This window comes from Thiohalocapsa sp. ML1 (assembly GCF_001469165.1).
Classification (GTDB): Bacteria; Pseudomonadota; Gammaproteobacteria; order Chromatiales; family Chromatiaceae; genus Thiohalocapsa.
The window spans coordinates 107549-121261 of sequence record NZ_JABX01000012.1; the positions used below are offsets into that span (position 1 = coordinate 107549).

Consider the following 13713-nt stretch of genomic DNA (forward strand, 5'->3'; position numbering starts at 1 on the left):
CCGGCCCCGAGCTGCTAGCGTTACCGGGGTCCACGGAGCAGAGCAGAGCCCATGTCCCACAAGCACAGCATCCTGGTCATCGAGGACGAGGAGCCGATCCGCGTCGGGCTCGTCGACGTGCTCGTGTTTCACGGCTTCGACGTCGGCGCCGCCGCGGACGGCCGCGACGGCCTGCACCAGGCCCTCACCGGCGGTTTCGACCTGCTCCTGCTGGACCTGATGCTGCCCGGCCTGGACGGCCGCGAGATCTGCGAGCGCGTGCGCGCCCGCGACCCGGAGCAGCCCATCATCATGCTCACCGCCCGCGGCACCGATGAGGACATCATCCGCGGCCTCAAGCTCGGCGCCGACGACTACGTGACCAAGCCCTTCTCCGTCGCCGAGCTGGTGCTGCGGGTGCAGGCGGTGCTGCGCCGGGCACGGCCACTCGCGGCGCTGCCGGCGCGCTTTCGGCTCGCGGACGGCACCGACATCGACGCGGCCAATCTCACCGCCCGCCGGCATGGCGGCCCGGTCGCCGAGCTGACCCGCCGCGAGATGGAGACGCTGCAATACCTCGCCGCCCACGCGGAGCGCCCCGTGCCGGCGGAGGAGCTGCTGCAGCAGGTCTGGGGCTATCCGAAACAGGCCAATCCGGAGACCCGCACCGTGGCCATCCACATCGCCAAGCTGCGCCGCAAGCTGGAGCCCGACCGCACCGAGCCCGCCCTGCTGCTCACCGTGCGCGGCGCCGGCTACCGGCTGCTGCTGGTACCGGCCGCGCCGGCGCCGCGATGACCGACCGGCTGGAACGGCGCGAGCGCCGTCGGCTGCGCTGGCGGATCGGCGCCTTCGTGCTCGCCGTGGCGCTGCCGTCCGGGCTGCTGCTGGAGAAGGCGCTGGATCAGCTCAAATGGGAGGCGCTGCGCCAGACCCAGCTCGCGGCCGAGGCGCTGACGCTGGCCATCGACGAGCACCTGAGCGCGCTCATCCGCACGCAGGACCGGCGCTCCTTCGCCGAGCTTGCGTTCCTGACCGTGGCCGGCGACCCGGCGGCGGGCTTCCTGCAGCGCTCGCCCCTCGCCGCCTATCCGGTGGAGCAGGTGCTGCCGGGGCTCATCGGCTGGTTCCAGATCGACGCCGACGGCGGCCTCAGCACGCCGCTGCTGCCCGCTGCCGGGGCCGATGCCGCGGCGCTCGGCATCGATGCCGCGGAGCTCGCGGGCCGGCAGCGGCTCGCGCAGCAGATCGCCGACATCCTCGCGACCAACGCGCTGGCGGGCCGCGGCGAGCCCGCCGGGCGGGACGACGCCGAGCCGGCCGATGAGCGGGCAGAGGCGCCGCCGGCCGACGCGCTGGCCGAGCGCCCGGCACCGGCAGCAGCACCCCAGTATCGCGACGACCGCCCCGAGGCCGAGTCGCCGGCGGCACCCGCCGAGTACGCGGCCAGCCGCAGCAAGTCCGCCGCCGCCGAGGGCCAAGCGCTCTTCGAGCAGCTCTTCTTCCGCGGGCAGCCGCAGGCGGAGTCGGCGCGGCCGGGTGGCGCCGAGGTCGCGCGGCAGGCCGTGCGGGAGGCACCGAGCGCGCCGGCGCCGGCGCCGGCGGGCAGCTTGGCGCAGTCCGCGCCGTCGGCGCGCACTGCGCTCGCACCCGCGGCTGAGGCGCGCCGCGGCGTGCGGCGCGAGCAGGCCGTGCTGCCGGAGCCCATGCCGGCGCCCGCACCGAAGGTCGCCGCCGCGAAGACATCCCTGGGCGCGGCGTCGCGCAGCGCGGCGGGCGCCGGCGCCGGCGCTGCCGCGGAGACGCGGCGAGCCCGGGCCGATACCGTTGCCGTTGCCCCCGAGGCGCTCGAACCGATGGCGCAGACCGCGCTGCCGCAGCCGGCTCAGCCCGAGCAGGCGCGCCCCGTCATCCGCACCTTCGAGAGCGAGCTCGGCCCCTTTCGCTTCGACCGGCTCAACAGCGGCCACGCCGTGCTCTACCGTTGGGCCTGGCGCGACGGTGCCCGCTACGTGCAGGGCGCGCTGGTGGACACGCCGGCCTTCCTCGCCGGGATGCTCGAAGCGCCCTTTGCGGCCTCCGCGCTCGCCCGGGCGGTGAGCCTGCACGTCGCCTGGGGCGAGGGCGCGGCGGACGGCGCGGCGCAGCCGCTCGCGCACTTCGCCGCAGCGAGCGCCGGCTACGAGGCCCTGTCCCGCGCCCGCGTCAACGATCTGCCCGCCGGCACCGTCGTCTACCGCGCCCGCCTCACCGAGCCCTTCGGCGCGCTCCAACTGCGCTTCGACGCGGCGCGGCTGCCGAGCCCGCCCGGTGCCGCCGTCATCTATTGGCTCGGCGCCCTGCTGGCGCTGGTGCTGTCGGCCGGCGGCTGGCTGCTGTATCGGCTGGGGCTCGCGCAGCTCGCGCTGTCGCGCCAGCAGCGGGACTTCATCGCCGCCGTGAGCCACGAGCTGCGCACGCCGCTGACGGCGATTCGCCTCTACAGCGAGATGCTGCGCGAGGGCTGGGCGGCAGAGGACAAGCGCCCCGGCTACTACCGCTACATCCACGACGAGGCGGAGCGGCTCTCGCGCCTCGTCGGCAACGTGCTCCAGCTCGCGCGCATGAGCCGCGACGGGCTGCGCGTGGAGCCGCGGCCCATCGCGCTGTCCGACCTGCTGGCGCAGGCCCGCCCGACGCTCGCCAACCTCGCGGAGCAGGCCGGCTTCGCGCTGGTGCTGGACTGCGACGCGGAGGCCGACGGCGACTGCGAGGTCCGCGCGGACCCGGATGCCGTGACCCAGGTGCTGATCAACCTGGTGGACAACGCCATCAAGTTCACCGGCCGCGACGCGCCGGCGCAGGCTCGCCGCATCGAGATCCGCTGCGCCGCGGCCGGGCCGGGCGCCATCATCCGCGTCCGCGACCACGGCCCCGGCATCCCGAAGCGGCAGCGCCGGCGCGCGCTGGCGTTGTTTCAGCGGCTGGAAAACGAGGCCACCCGCGCGACCCGGGGCACCGGCATCGGCCTCGCGCTGGTGGAGCGGCTGATGCGCGCCATGGGCGGCAGCGTCGAGCTGGCCGACGCCGCGCCGGGCCTTGAGGTGCGCCTGCGCTTGCCGGCGGGTCGGCCGCAGCGGCGCGGGCGATGAGCGCGCGCGGGCGCGCGGCGGGTTGATGGAGCGGCGCGGAAGTCTCAATGGTTCGGGTCGTCGCGGGCGGGTCCACTCGCGCTACCGCTCCAGCGGTGGGGTGCCGCGAAGGTCGCTCTGCGCCGCGGGACAGGTGGGCGCGGGAAGGGCGAGTACTCGGCACGGCAGCGAACCACTAGCCCGTCCTTAGCCGAGCCAGAGCCAGGCCGGAGAGCCGACCTCCCGGTCGGCTCCGCACTCGCGATATCAGTGCATCCCGCTCTGTCGGTCGTGTTGACCTGGAGGTCAACACTCCAGTCAACGCCGGTCAACGCCGCGCACGTTCGATGGCGACTACCATTAGGACAACGACAACGACAACGACGAAACCACGGTCTCGGGATTTCGGCAGCGCAGCACTAGCGAGGCAGAGCCTCAGACCGACCAGGGCACGGCGCCTCGTCTTGCGCAGCCCGCTCGTCGGCGCATTGGGCCAAGGGCCAAGGGCCGAGGCGGGCTCCCTTGGCCCTTGGCCCTCGGCCCTTTTGCCTGCAAGCGCCGTGTCGTCGTGAAACTTGACTCATCTGCAAGCAATTGGCGCCGTCAAGCAATCTAGTCGGAGGCACGCCGCGCGGGCTTGGCGCGGGCGAGCGTCTCGCCCGCGAGCCGCCGCTTGAGGTAGTCCCGCAGGGCGGGCCAGGGGATGGTCTCGCCGGAGTTGACGATGCGCGCGTAGCGCTGCTCGGCGAGTGCATGAAAGTCGCGCCGCCGCTCCTCCGCCGCGACGCGCTCCGCGATGGCCTCCAGCATGAAGGCGTGCGGAGTCTGCCCGGCGTGCTCCGCCGCCTGCGTCATGCGCTGCTTCAGGTCGTCCGGGCGGCGGATGCTCGTGGTGGTCATATCGTCTGCCGTTGCCAGGTCGCAAGGCTAGGAGTGGAGCAATCCGGTGTTACGGGGCTGTCCGCGTCGCCCGATGGTTGTCCGGGCTGAGGCTCAGGGCCGACGGCCGGGTAGGGTCGCCATGGTGCTCGGCCTCGGCAGCTCGGTGCGATAGCCGCGGAGCTCTTGGGATACGCAGGAAATGAAGACTCGCATCTGGCCTCGCCTTGGGCGCCCCGGGCTCGCGAACCGGCGCCGCGATGGGCGGGCCTGTGGTGCGATGGGTGGATTCTAGCCGGGTTCGCGTGGCGCCGGTGCGTCTGTGTTGCCGGCTGGGCGCACGGCGAGGGCACCGCCCGCGCGGCGGTGCGCTATCGTAAGCATCGCCAAGCGCCGCGCCGCGGCGTAGCCAAGGCGCCCACCCAGCCGCATCCGGAGAGACGACCATGAAAGAGCTGACTTGGGACAGAACCCTGAGCGTCGAGGTGCCCGAGATCGACGAGGACCATCGTCGGCTCGTGGACCTGTACAACATCCTGAGCCACGCGGTGGCGGAGGGGGAGTCCGCCGAGTACATCGCGGCCGTCACGGACGAGCTCATCGCCTGCACCCTCTGGCACTTCCGCCACGAGGAGCGGCTGATGCTGAAACACGGCTACCCGGGCCTGGCCGAGCACAAGGCCGAGCACGCGGAGCTAATGGCCGACGCTCAGGCGCTCCAGCAGCGGCTCGTCGCGGCCGGGGAGACGGTCGCGAGCACGGATGTCGAGTTTCTGGAGCGCTGGCTCGTGGAGCACATCTACGGCGCGGACATGAAGATGGGGCTGTACCTGTCGGCGGCGATGTAGGGGCCGGCGCGTCGGCGGCGTGCTGATGTCGCCGGAGCCGAACGCCATCAAGATAAGTCTTTGCTGATGGACTACCCTTTGCTTGCCGGCAGCGGGGTTTCCGACCCCTTCGGCACGCGCGGCAACCGCAAGGCTTGGCAGGCAACGATGTATGCACGACTGACCGGCGAGGACATCGCCAACCGGGTAGACGGGCCGCTGCTCTTTCTGCGGCGCACCGTGGATGTGGGGCTGAACGAGGCCGTGGAGGTGGAGGACGTAAGCGGCGCGGTGCGGCTCGGGCGCATCGCGGCGCTCGACCCGGACAGCGTCACGGTGGAGATGCTCGATGACACCGCCGGGCTTCGCATCGATGGCGCGCGCGTGCGCTTCTTCGGTGAGCCGCTGCGCTTCCACGTCGGCCCGGGGCTTCTGGGGCGCATCTTCAACGGGGTCGGCAAGCCGCTCGACGGCGGGCCGCCGCTGGCGGCGGAGCGCGCGTTCCCGGTGGACGGGCTGCCGCTCAAGCCGTCGGCACGGCAGGCACCGAGCGAGCTGTTGGAGACGGGCTTCACGGCCATCGACCTCATGAGCTCGCTGGTGCGCGGGCAGAAGCTGCCGCTCTTCTCCGGCGGCGGCCTGCCGCATGATCGCATCGCCGTGGACATCGCCTGCAACGCGCGCCTGCCCGGCAGCGGGCGGGAGCGCCCCGCCACGGACGCGCGGGCCGACGACGACTTCGCCATTGTGTTTGCCGGCATCGGCATCCCGCACGCGAGCGCGGAGTTCTTTAGAAGCTCGCTGGAGCAGAGCGGGGCGCTCGCGCGCACCGTGCTGTTCCTGAACCTGGCCTCCGATGCCAGCGCGCAGCGGTTGCTCACGCCGCGCTTTGCGCTGACCGCCGCCGAGTACCTCGCCTTTGAGGAAGGCAAGCATGTGCTGGTCATCCTGACCGACCTGACCAATTACTGCGAGGCGCTGCGCGAGGTGTCGGCGAGCCGCGGCGAGGTGCCGAGCCGCAAGGGTTACCCGGGCTACATGTACTCGGACCTGGCGACGCTGTACGAGCGCGCCGGGCGCATCCGCGGCGTGCCCGGATCGGTGACGCAGGTGCCGCTCTTGACCATGCCGAACGACGACATCACGCACCCGATCCCGGACCTGACCGGCTACATCACCGAGGGCCAGTTGGTGCTGGACCGCGAGCTGCACCGGCGCGATCTGTATCCGCCCATCAAGGTGCTGCCGAGCCTGTCGCGGCTGATGAAGGACGGCATCGGCAAGGGCCTGACCGACGCCGACCACCCGGCGCTCTCCGCGCAGCTCTACGCGGCCTACGCACAGGCGCAGCAGACGCGCATCCTGGCGAGCGTCGTCGGCGAGGAGGGGCTGTCCCCGACCGACCGGCTGTATCTCGCCTTCGGCGAGCGCTTCGAGACGCAGGTCGTGGCCCAGAACGGCCGCCGGACCCTGGCGCAGAGCATGGAAGTGGGCTGGCAGGCCCTGCGCGGGCTGCCGCAGACCGAGCTGACGCGGCTGTCGGATGCGCAGATCGCGGCCCACCTGGCGCCGAGCGCGAAGCCCGCCGCGGACTACAGCAGCGTGGCACCGGACACCGCGTCGGCGCCCGAGCCGGCCGGCGCCGCGGTTTAACGCCGGCGCGGGGGCAGTGCGATGACCGACCGCGAGCTGGTCCCGACCATGAGCGCCTTCCTGGAGGCGAAGGCCGAGCGTGCCGGCATGCTGGAGGGCTATCGCTTTCTGGACGAGAAGCGCCTGATCCTGGCCGGCGAGATCATGACCAACATGCGGGACTACGCGCTGGCCCACGCCCGCTGGCGGGAGGCCGAGGCCGCCGCCCGCGAGGCCCTGCGCGCCGCCGTCGGCCGCCACGGGCTCGATGAGCTGGGGCTGTATCCGCCGGGGCGCATCGACTGCGGGCTCGCGACCCGAAGCCGCATCGTGCTCGGCGTGCGTATCGAGGAGCCCTTGCCGGAACGCCCGACCGACGACGAGCAGCAGCAGGATGCACCGCCGCCGGCCAATCAGAGCCCGGAGGCCGACGCTTGCCGCGCGGCCTTCGCGGCGCTGCTGCCGATTGCGGCGCGGCTCGCGGTGCTGACCGGCAACCTGGAGCGGCTGCGGGTGGAATACTTGCGCACCTCGCGCCGCGCCCGCGCGCTGGAGGATGTGCTGCTGCCGGAGATGGACGCGCGCATCGATGTCATCGACAACGCGCTGGAGGAACTGGAGCGGGAGGAGGCGGTGCGGGTGCGATGGCGGGGCGTCGTCGCGTCCTAGCGCCGGGCGTGTTGCCCGACTGCGGCGACATGCATGCAGCCGGGTCGCCCGGAGCCGACTCGGCGGCTCAGAGCGTGCCCTCCGTCACAACCACGTCACCCTCGCGCGCCTTCCCGGCGATCTCCTTTAAGCAACGCGAGCACAGGCAGTCGTGATAGACCTCTTCCAGCTTGCCGAGCAGATCCGGCGACAGGTTGACGCCGACGCACTGGCAGTGAGGCAGATCGTCCACTTTGCAGACGAAGGTTGCGCCGCAGCGGGCGCAGGTCTTGGGGCCGGCCTGGAGCGCGGACGGGTCGGGAGGGGTCAAGTCGCTCATCGGTCACCTGTTGGGTCGTGCGCCGGCGGCGCGCCTAAATGGGGTGACCACAAGCTGTAGGTGCGGCGGGGTCAGTTCAAGCCGAGACCAAACGCGGCAGCGCCGAAAGCAGACCCTGTGATCGCGGGCTCCGAGCGGGCTTTGCCGGGTCTCGGGGTCAGGGTCAGGCTAGGGCGGACCCCGGCAGCGCGCTGCCAGGGTCCGTCGTCAGGCGATCAGCCCGGACCGAGCCGGGCGCAGAACCGGCTTACTCGGCCGCGGGCACGATGTCGCGGTAGGCGTGCCAGGTGGCGTGGCCGATCAGCGGCATGGCGATGAAGAGGCCGATGAAGAAGGACAGCAGGCCGAGCCCGATGAAGGCGACGATGAGCCCGGCCCAGAGGAGCATCGGCTTCCAGTTCTCAAACACGGCCTTGACGCTGGTGCGGATGGCCGTGAAGCCATCCACGTCGCGGTCCAGGATCATCGGCACCGAGATGGCGCTGATGGCATAGGCGATGAAGGCCAGCATGGAGCCGACGCCGACGCTCGCGAGGGCGAAGACGTTGTTCTTGCCGGACAGAAACACGGTGCTGAAGAAGTTCTCCAGCGGCGGGTGCATGCCGGTGTAGAGCAGCGCGAACAGCACGAAGTTCGACATCATCCAGAGCTGCATGATGATCAGGAGTCCGGCGGTGATGACGCCGAGCTGCGCCTGGTTGCCCTTCCAGGCCTCCAGGAAGCTGCAGAACCGCAGCGGCTCGCCGCGCTCCAAGTGCGCGCTCATCTGATACAGGCCCAAGCCGATGATGGGCGCGAGCAGATAGAAGCCCGCGATCATGAAGGGCACCATGAAGGTCAGCCCCTCGTTGATGAAGCCCAGCGTGATGAGACCGCTGATCAGCACCACGACGGCGCCGTAGGGCAGGCTGTACTTGCGGGCACGGATCATGTCGTGCCAGCCCTTGTCCAGCCACTCCCACGGGTGGTCCATGGTGACGCGGTTGACGCGGATGGCGTCCTGCCGAACCTGCTGTTCGGCGGCGATGGTGTCGGTCATGGGTTGGTCCTCCTGAGGACGGCGTTTCTGATTGGCAAGCCGGCGGACGGTGGGGATCGCGTCGGTGCCGACCGGCGCGTCGCCCGCCTGAGTTTCTTGTGTTATGCCCGGCGCCCGGTCACAGGCTGCCGAGAGTGGGTGGTGGCCTTGACGGTTGCCCGCGCGGCGCGCCCGACGCCACGGAGCGAAGCGCGCTGTCGGAAAATTCAATACAAGGCATGGGCACATTGCATAAAAAATTGACAAAACGCAACCCGCTGTCCGGGGGGATTGCTGGGTTATTGCCCTCGGCAAGGTTCGTATTTTCCGCAATCAGGATTCGGGTTCGTCGCCTGCGTCGTGCCCTACGGGTGGCTGCTGCGCCTTGGGCCGACCGCGTTCTGCGCGCTTGAGGTTCGCGCGGCCGAGCCGCATTAACCGACGCGCAGTCAAAGAAGCGCTGAGATCAAGTGCCAAGGTGCGCGAGCTCAATGCACGCAACGTGCCGCCCAACCCGCAAGACCGCCTGCCCATGACCGACACCGCTGCACGCAAGTGCGCCTTCGCTGCGCCCATCACCACGGGCCGTGCCGCCTGTTCCGCCGCCGTCGAGGTCGTGCGCCGCGGCGGCGCCGAGTACGACTGCGACCGCGCCGACGCGCACGCGCGTTGCCTCGGGCTCATCGGCGGGCTCAAGCAAGCCGGTCTAGCGGCCTTTGGCGTCGAAGACGACTTGACCCAGACGCCGCACAGCGTGCTCGTGAAGATCCAAACCGGCGGCCTGGTCGGGCTGCGACGGCTACTCGACGCGGGCAGCGACAGCGACGCGCCGGTTGCCGACGTCGCGGTACTTGCGGAGCAGGTCGTGGCCGCTTACGGCGGTGCCGCAGAGATACCCTTCGGCGCCGCGGCCGATGCCATGCTGGCCTGCCGGCTGGAGCGGCGCGGCCGGCGCAGTGCCCGCTGACGGCGCGCGGGGCCGACGCCGATGGTTCCAAGGTCCATGCTGCTGCTCTGCCTATTGCTCGTGTGGAATCCGGCAGGCGCCAGCACGCCCGCCGAGCCCGCCATCGACAGTGCCCTGTTCGACGGACCGGCGGCCTCCGCGCCGCTGCTGACCGACAACGTCCGCGCGCGGCTGCTGGCGGAGGTCGATACCGTGGTTCCGGGCGAGCTGCTCGACCTCGCGCTGGTGCTCGACATCCGCGCGCACTGGCACACCTACTGGCGCAACCCGGGCGACTCCGGCGAGCCGCCGCGTATCCGCTGGCAGGTGCCGGACGGCGTCGAGGTCGGCGACATTCGCTGGCCCGTGCCGGCGGCGATTGCGGTGGGGCCGCTGGTGAACTACGGCTATTCGGACCGCGCCGTGCATCTCGTCGAGGTCGAGGTGCCCGCCGACTGGCCCGCCGGCGAGCCGGTGGAGATCGCCGCCGACGCCACTTGGCTCGTCTGCGAGGAGGAATGCGTCCCGGAGCAGGGTCGCTTCGCGCTGACCCTTGCCACGGCGGAGGCCGTGGCGCCGGCGCCGGCAGACAGTCCGCGCGCGGCGCTGTTCGCGGACGCCCGGCAACGGCTGCCCGAGTCCGGCGTCATCGCCGCCGGGCTGGAGCGCACCGAAGCCGAGCTGACCCTGCGCGTGCCCGCCGCGGCGCTGCCTGCAGACATCGCCGACGCCCATTTCTTCGCCGACACCTGGGGCCTCATCGACCACGCCGCGCCGCAGCCGTGGGCGCTCGGCGACGACGGCGCGACGCTGTTGCTTAGGCTCAAGCCCGGCGAGGCGGCGGCATCGGTGCCCGCGACCGGGCTGCTCCGGGTGGTCGCGGCGGGTCGGACGCTAGGTCTCGGCATCGACGCCACCGGCGCCGCGCCCCTGACCGACCCGGCAGCGCCGGGCGCGGGGTCCGCCACCGCGGGCGCCGCAGACTTGGGCCTGCCGCTGGCGCTGGGCTTCGCGCTGCTCGGCGGGCTGGTGCTGAACCTGATGCCCTGCGTCTTCCCGGTGTTGGCCATCAAGGCGCTCGGGCTCGCGGGCCAGGGTGGGGCGGGGGTTCGGCATCGGGCGCTGCATGGGCTGGCGTACACCGCCGGCGTGCTGACCTTCTTCCTCGCGCTCGGGCTCCTGCTGCTCGGGCTGCGCGCGGGCGGGGCCGCCGTGGGCTGGGGCTTTCAACTGCAGTCGCCGCTGTTCGTGGCGCTGATGGCCTATCTCTTCGTCGTGCTCGGCATGAGCCTCGCGGGTGCGCTGACGCTGGGCACCAGCCTGATGGGCCTGGGCCAAGACAACCGCGCGCTGGCCGAGGAGGGCCACGTCGGCGCCTTCGCCACCGGCGCCTTGGCCGCACTCGTCGCCGCGCCCTGCACGGCGCCCTTCATGGGCGCGGCGCTCGGCTATGCCATGACCGTGCCCTGGTTCGCCGCGCTCGCCATCGTGCTCGCGCTCGGGCTCGGCATGGCGCTGCCGTTTCTGCTGCTCGCGCTGTTGCCGGGGCTGGCGCGGTCGCTGCCGCGGCCCGGGCCCTGGATGGAGACGCTGAAACAGGCGCTGGCCTTCCCGATGTTCGCCACCGCCGCCTGGCTGTTCTGGGTGCTCGCGGTGCAGACCGGCACCGCGGGGCTGGCGGCGGGCTTTGCGGGCGCGCTGCTGCTCGCTTTCGCGCTCTGGCTGCACGAGCGCCTGCGCTTGGGTCGGGCACCCTGGCCGCGGGTCGGCGCCGGGGTCGCGCTGGCGGGTCTGGCCGGTGCGCTCTGGCTCGGCGCGACGGCGGGCGCGGGCAACGCGGGTTTGGGCTCGGCCGCCGCGATGCAGAGCGCCGCGGCACCGGCGCGCACGGCCATGCTGCCCGCCGAGCCCTATTCGCCGGAGCGCCTCAGCGCCGCGCGCGGCGAGGGCCGCCCGGTGTTCGTCAACATGACCGCCGCGTGGTGCATCACCTGCCTCGTCAACGAGCGCGTAGCGCTGAGCGGCAGCGCCGTCGCCCGCGCCTTCGCGGAGCAGGGCGTGGTCTACCTGAAGGGCGACTGGACCAACCGCGATCCAGCAATCACGGACTATCTCGCGGGGTTCGGGCGCAACGGCGTGCCCATCTACGTGTTCTATCCGCCGGGCGGCGAGCCCCGCCTGCTGCCGCAGGTGCTGACCGAGGCCAGCGTGCTCGCCGGCATCGGCGCCGGCTGACAGACCCCGCGCGTTCCACTCACCGCACCGACCTGAGGACATCCATCATGCTTCGTTCCATCGCCACCGCCGCGCTCTTGAGCATCGCCGTCGCCGCCGGCCCCGCCCTGGCCGCGCCCGAGGCGGGCAAGCCCGCGCCCGACTTCAGCGGCACCGACACCGCCGGCAAGACCTGGTCCCTCGCCGAGCTCAAGGGCACGCCCGTGATTCTGGAGTGGACCAACCACGACTGCCCCTATGTCGTGAAGCACTACGACGCCGGCAACATGCGGGCGCTGCAGCAGGAGGCGACGGGCGCCGGCTACACCTGGCTGTCGGTGATCTCCTCCGCGCCCGGCAAGCAGGGGCATGTCAGCGCGGCGCAGGCGGACGCGCTCACCAAGTCCCGCGACGCCGCGCCCAGCGCCGTGCTGTTGGATGAGGACGGGAGCATCGGCAAGGCCTACGCTGCCCGCACCACGCCGCACATGTTCGTCATCGACAAGGAGGGCGTGCTCGTCTACATGGGCGGCATCGACGACAAGGCCACCACCGATAAGGCCGATATCGACGGCGCCGAGAACTACGTTCGGCTCGCGATGGCCGACCTTGCGGCGGGTAATCCGGTTGGCCAGGCCGTGACCAGGCCCTATGGCTGCTCCGTCAAGTACTGACGGCGCAGCAGCGCAGGCGCTTCGTCGCAGCGCCGCGCTCAGCGCCGAGGCCGGCGCACAGGTGATCGCAACGCGGGCGGGCGACGACGCCATTTCGCTCGCTCACAAACTTGGTGCCGCGATGCTTAGGAATCGCCGAAGGCTCTATCCCTCATCCGCGGCAAAGACGGTTTCGATATCCCGGGATCCGTGCAGCACGCGCACAATGTCGACCCCATCGGTCAGCGGCAGGTAAAAAATGACATACCGCCCCGCCGGGAAACTACGTAGCCCGGGCGCAAGCTCGTCGCGCCGCCGACCCATGGCGGGGGGCTGCGACAAGGTTCGGAACTTGGCGTCGATCGCCGCAACGATGGCGTCCGCCCGTGCCTCGCTGTCGTCGGCGATGTAATCCCAGATTTCGGCAAGATCGCCGAGGACCTTCGGGCGTTTGAGGACTATCGGCATTCAACCCTCGCCGAGTCGCCCGGCGCGGCGGCGGCGGCCTTCCCGGATTGCCTCCTCGGGAGACCAGGGCGTCGCGGGGCCGCTGTCCAGCCCCGCCCGGATGTCTTGCCGCAGTTGCTCCAACGTCACGGCCCGGATGCGGTCTTGCTCCTCGAGCAGACGCAAGGCTTCCCGCACGACCTCGCTGGCCGAGGTGTAGAGGCCGGACGCGACTTTCTGCCTGACAAGCTCTTCGAGCTGGGGGGGCAAGTTGACATTCATGGGCATGAACCGCTGCGTTTTGTTCCTCCCGGTTCTAAGTCGCGCAGGGCATGTTGTCAAGAATGAGCAAATTTCGACAGTCCCCTCCATTGGGACGGGGTTCGTGTGCGGCGGCGGTTTCCCGCTGCGATGCAGGATCTGATCGGATATAGGGAAGGGCACTCGGGGGAGAGGGATCTGGTCCCCGGCACGCGATCCGTCGTCCGGCGCGCGCAAGCCGACGCGGCTGGCTCCGCTCGGTCGACGCGATCCCGACGCGATCCTTCATGCCCGGAAATTGCCTCAAGATGTCGAGCGCGTTCCCGAGCCTCTGTCGCAATAACCCGCGCGAGAACCCTTTGCGTGTGCGCGAACAAACGGGCTACGTGACAATCTTTCCAACAAGCTGCTCGGCAGCCGGGAGTAGATCGTCGTGCACCACACCGACTGCGGCATGGAGACGTTCACCGACGACGTCATGCGCGGCCTGCTCGCGTCCAGCCTCAAGACGGCGACGGTGGACGCCTTCGGCTGGCACGACTCCGGCGACGGCCCGGGCTCCGCGGAGGGCAACTACATCGACTGGCTCAGCATCGCCAACAACGCCCAGAGCGTGGTGGACGACGTGACCCGCATCCGCAACCGTCCGCTGGTGCTCGGCGACATCCCCATCTACGGCTACATCTACGACGTGAAGACCGGCGAGCTCGTGGAGGTGCCGGAGGCGACGCGCGTCGGCGCGGCGCCGTGAGGCGTCGG

General features: G+C 71.2%; 14 protein-coding genes. 9 read left to right on the top strand and 5 right to left on the bottom strand.

Translation table 11 applies throughout. The features are described 5' to 3' along the window. Nucleotides 1-51 precede the first annotated feature (51 nt). Both ML01_RS09965 and ML01_RS09970 read left to right on the top strand, forming a co-directional pair. Entirely contained in the window at nucleotides 52-777 is a 726-nt protein-coding gene (locus ML01_RS09965; RefSeq protein WP_058555245.1) for a response regulator transcription factor, read from the top strand. Beyond that, entirely contained in the window at nucleotides 774-3110 is a 2337-nt protein-coding gene (locus ML01_RS09970) for a HAMP domain-containing sensor histidine kinase (protein WP_058555246.1), read from the top strand. Before ML01_RS09965 ends, ML01_RS09970 begins: the two co-directional genes overlap by 4 nt. A gap of 591 nt (nucleotides 3111-3701) precedes the next feature. On the opposite strand, the gene ML01_RS09975 is transcribed toward ML01_RS09970, so the two are convergent. Then, complete coding sequence (locus ML01_RS09975) at nucleotides 3702-3989, bottom strand: CopG family ribbon-helix-helix protein (RefSeq protein WP_058555247.1); 288 nt, start codon at nucleotides 3987-3989, stop codon at nucleotides 3702-3704. A gap of 425 nt (nucleotides 3990-4414) precedes the next feature. Between ML01_RS09975 and ML01_RS09980 the strand changes: the two genes are divergently transcribed. The 3 genes from ML01_RS09980 to ML01_RS09990 all read left to right on the top strand — a co-directional run bounded on the left by ML01_RS09980 (nucleotide 4415) and on the right by ML01_RS09990 (nucleotide 7096). Next, nucleotides 4415-4816, top strand: a complete 402-nt coding sequence (locus ML01_RS09980; RefSeq protein ID WP_058555248.1) for a bacteriohemerythrin — start codon at nucleotides 4415-4417, stop codon at nucleotides 4814-4816. 147 nt (nucleotides 4817-4963) lie between these two features. Continuing rightward, nucleotides 4964-6448, top strand: a complete 1485-nt coding sequence (locus ML01_RS09985; RefSeq protein ID WP_082674139.1) for a V-type ATP synthase subunit B — start codon at nucleotides 4964-4966, stop codon at nucleotides 6446-6448. Nucleotides 6449-6469: 21 nt separating this feature from the next. Further along, nucleotides 6470-7096, top strand: a complete 627-nt coding sequence (locus ML01_RS09990) for a V-type ATP synthase subunit D (protein WP_058555249.1) — start codon at nucleotides 6470-6472, stop codon at nucleotides 7094-7096. 67 nt (nucleotides 7097-7163) lie between these two features. On the opposite strand, the gene ML01_RS09995 is transcribed toward ML01_RS09990, so the two are convergent. Both ML01_RS09995 and ML01_RS10000 read right to left on the bottom strand, forming a co-directional pair. Further along, nucleotides 7164-7415, bottom strand: a complete 252-nt coding sequence (locus ML01_RS09995) for a cysteine-rich CWC family protein (protein ID WP_058555250.1) — start codon at nucleotides 7413-7415, stop codon at nucleotides 7164-7166. Between the two features lie 247 nt (nucleotides 7416-7662). Next, nucleotides 7663-8454, bottom strand: coding sequence for a DUF2189 domain-containing protein (locus tag ML01_RS10000; protein WP_058555251.1), 792 nt, complete (start codon nucleotides 8452-8454; stop codon nucleotides 7663-7665). Between the two features lie 511 nt (nucleotides 8455-8965). Between ML01_RS10000 and ML01_RS10005 the strand changes: the two genes are divergently transcribed. From ML01_RS10005 to ML01_RS10015, 3 genes are read left to right on the top strand one after another with little or no spacing between them, the layout of a single operon-like run. Further along, nucleotides 8966-9400 carry a hypothetical protein gene (locus tag ML01_RS10005; protein ID WP_156427636.1) on the top strand — a complete coding sequence of 145 codons (435 nt, stop codon included), beginning with the start codon at nucleotides 8966-8968 and terminating at the stop codon, nucleotides 9398-9400. Between the two features lie 36 nt (nucleotides 9401-9436). Further along, the gene (locus tag ML01_RS10010; RefSeq protein WP_156427637.1) at nucleotides 9437-11614 is read left to right on the top strand and encodes a protein-disulfide reductase DsbD; all 2178 of its coding nucleotides are present in this window, start codon (nucleotides 9437-9439) and stop codon (nucleotides 11612-11614) included. Between the two features lie 47 nt (nucleotides 11615-11661). Continuing rightward, a complete protein-coding gene (locus ML01_RS10015; protein WP_058555253.1) occupies nucleotides 11662-12267 on the top strand; it encodes a thioredoxin family protein in 606 nt (201 codons plus the stop codon). Between the two features lie 144 nt (nucleotides 12268-12411). Here ML01_RS10015 and ML01_RS10020 read toward each other — a convergent pair whose 3' ends face one another. Together ML01_RS10020 and ML01_RS10025 are read right to left on the bottom strand one after the other, a co-directional pair. After that, entirely contained in the window at nucleotides 12412-12714 is a 303-nt protein-coding gene (locus ML01_RS10020; RefSeq protein ID WP_058555254.1) for a type II toxin-antitoxin system RelE/ParE family toxin, read from the bottom strand. Beyond that, nucleotides 12715-12981, bottom strand: a complete 267-nt coding sequence (locus ML01_RS10025; RefSeq protein WP_058555255.1) for a type II toxin-antitoxin system ParD family antitoxin — start codon at nucleotides 12979-12981, stop codon at nucleotides 12715-12717. A 406-nt stretch (nucleotides 12982-13387) separates the two neighbouring features. On the opposite strand from ML01_RS10025, the gene ML01_RS10030 reads away from it, so the two are divergent. After that, nucleotides 13388-13705: a hypothetical protein gene (locus ML01_RS10030; protein ID WP_254045203.1), complete on the top strand. Its 318-nt coding sequence runs from the start codon at nucleotides 13388-13390 to the stop codon at nucleotides 13703-13705. The last annotated feature ends 8 nt before the right edge of the window (nucleotides 13706-13713 follow it).

Bases quoted from the DNA above. Each gene is read 5' to 3' on its own strand.
- ML01_RS09970 (WP_058555246.1), top strand. From the start codon at position 774: ATGACCGACCGGCTGGAACGGCGCGAGCGCCGTCGGCTGCGCTGGCGG.
- ML01_RS10025 (WP_058555255.1), bottom strand. From the start codon at position 12,981: ATGCCCATGAATGTCAACTTGCCCCCCCAGCTCGAAGAGCTTGTCAGG.
- ML01_RS10005 (WP_156427636.1), top strand. From the start codon at position 8,966: ATGACCGACACCGCTGCACGCAAGTGCGCCTTCGCTGCGCCCATCACC.
- ML01_RS09965 (WP_058555245.1), top strand. From the start codon at position 52: ATGTCCCACAAGCACAGCATCCTGGTCATCGAGGACGAGGAGCCGATC.
- ML01_RS09995 (WP_058555250.1), bottom strand. From the start codon at position 7,415: ATGAGCGACTTGACCCCTCCCGACCCGTCCGCGCTCCAGGCCGGCCCC.
- ML01_RS09990 (WP_058555249.1), top strand. From the start codon at position 6,470: ATGACCGACCGCGAGCTGGTCCCGACCATGAGCGCCTTCCTGGAGGCG.
- ML01_RS09975 (WP_058555247.1), bottom strand. From the start codon at position 3,989: ATGACCACCACGAGCATCCGCCGCCCGGACGACCTGAAGCAGCGCATG.
- ML01_RS10015 (WP_058555253.1), top strand. From the start codon at position 11,662: ATGCTTCGTTCCATCGCCACCGCCGCGCTCTTGAGCATCGCCGTCGCC.
- ML01_RS09985 (WP_082674139.1), top strand. From the start codon at position 4,964: ATGTATGCACGACTGACCGGCGAGGACATCGCCAACCGGGTAGACGGG.
- ML01_RS10010 (WP_156427637.1), top strand. From the start codon at position 9,437: ATGCTGCTGCTCTGCCTATTGCTCGTGTGGAATCCGGCAGGCGCCAGC.
- ML01_RS10000 (WP_058555251.1), bottom strand. From the start codon at position 8,454: ATGACCGACACCATCGCCGCCGAACAGCAGGTTCGGCAGGACGCCATC.
- ML01_RS10020 (WP_058555254.1), bottom strand. From the start codon at position 12,714: ATGCCGATAGTCCTCAAACGCCCGAAGGTCCTCGGCGATCTTGCCGAA.
- ML01_RS09980 (WP_058555248.1), top strand. From the start codon at position 4,415: ATGAAAGAGCTGACTTGGGACAGAACCCTGAGCGTCGAGGTGCCCGAG.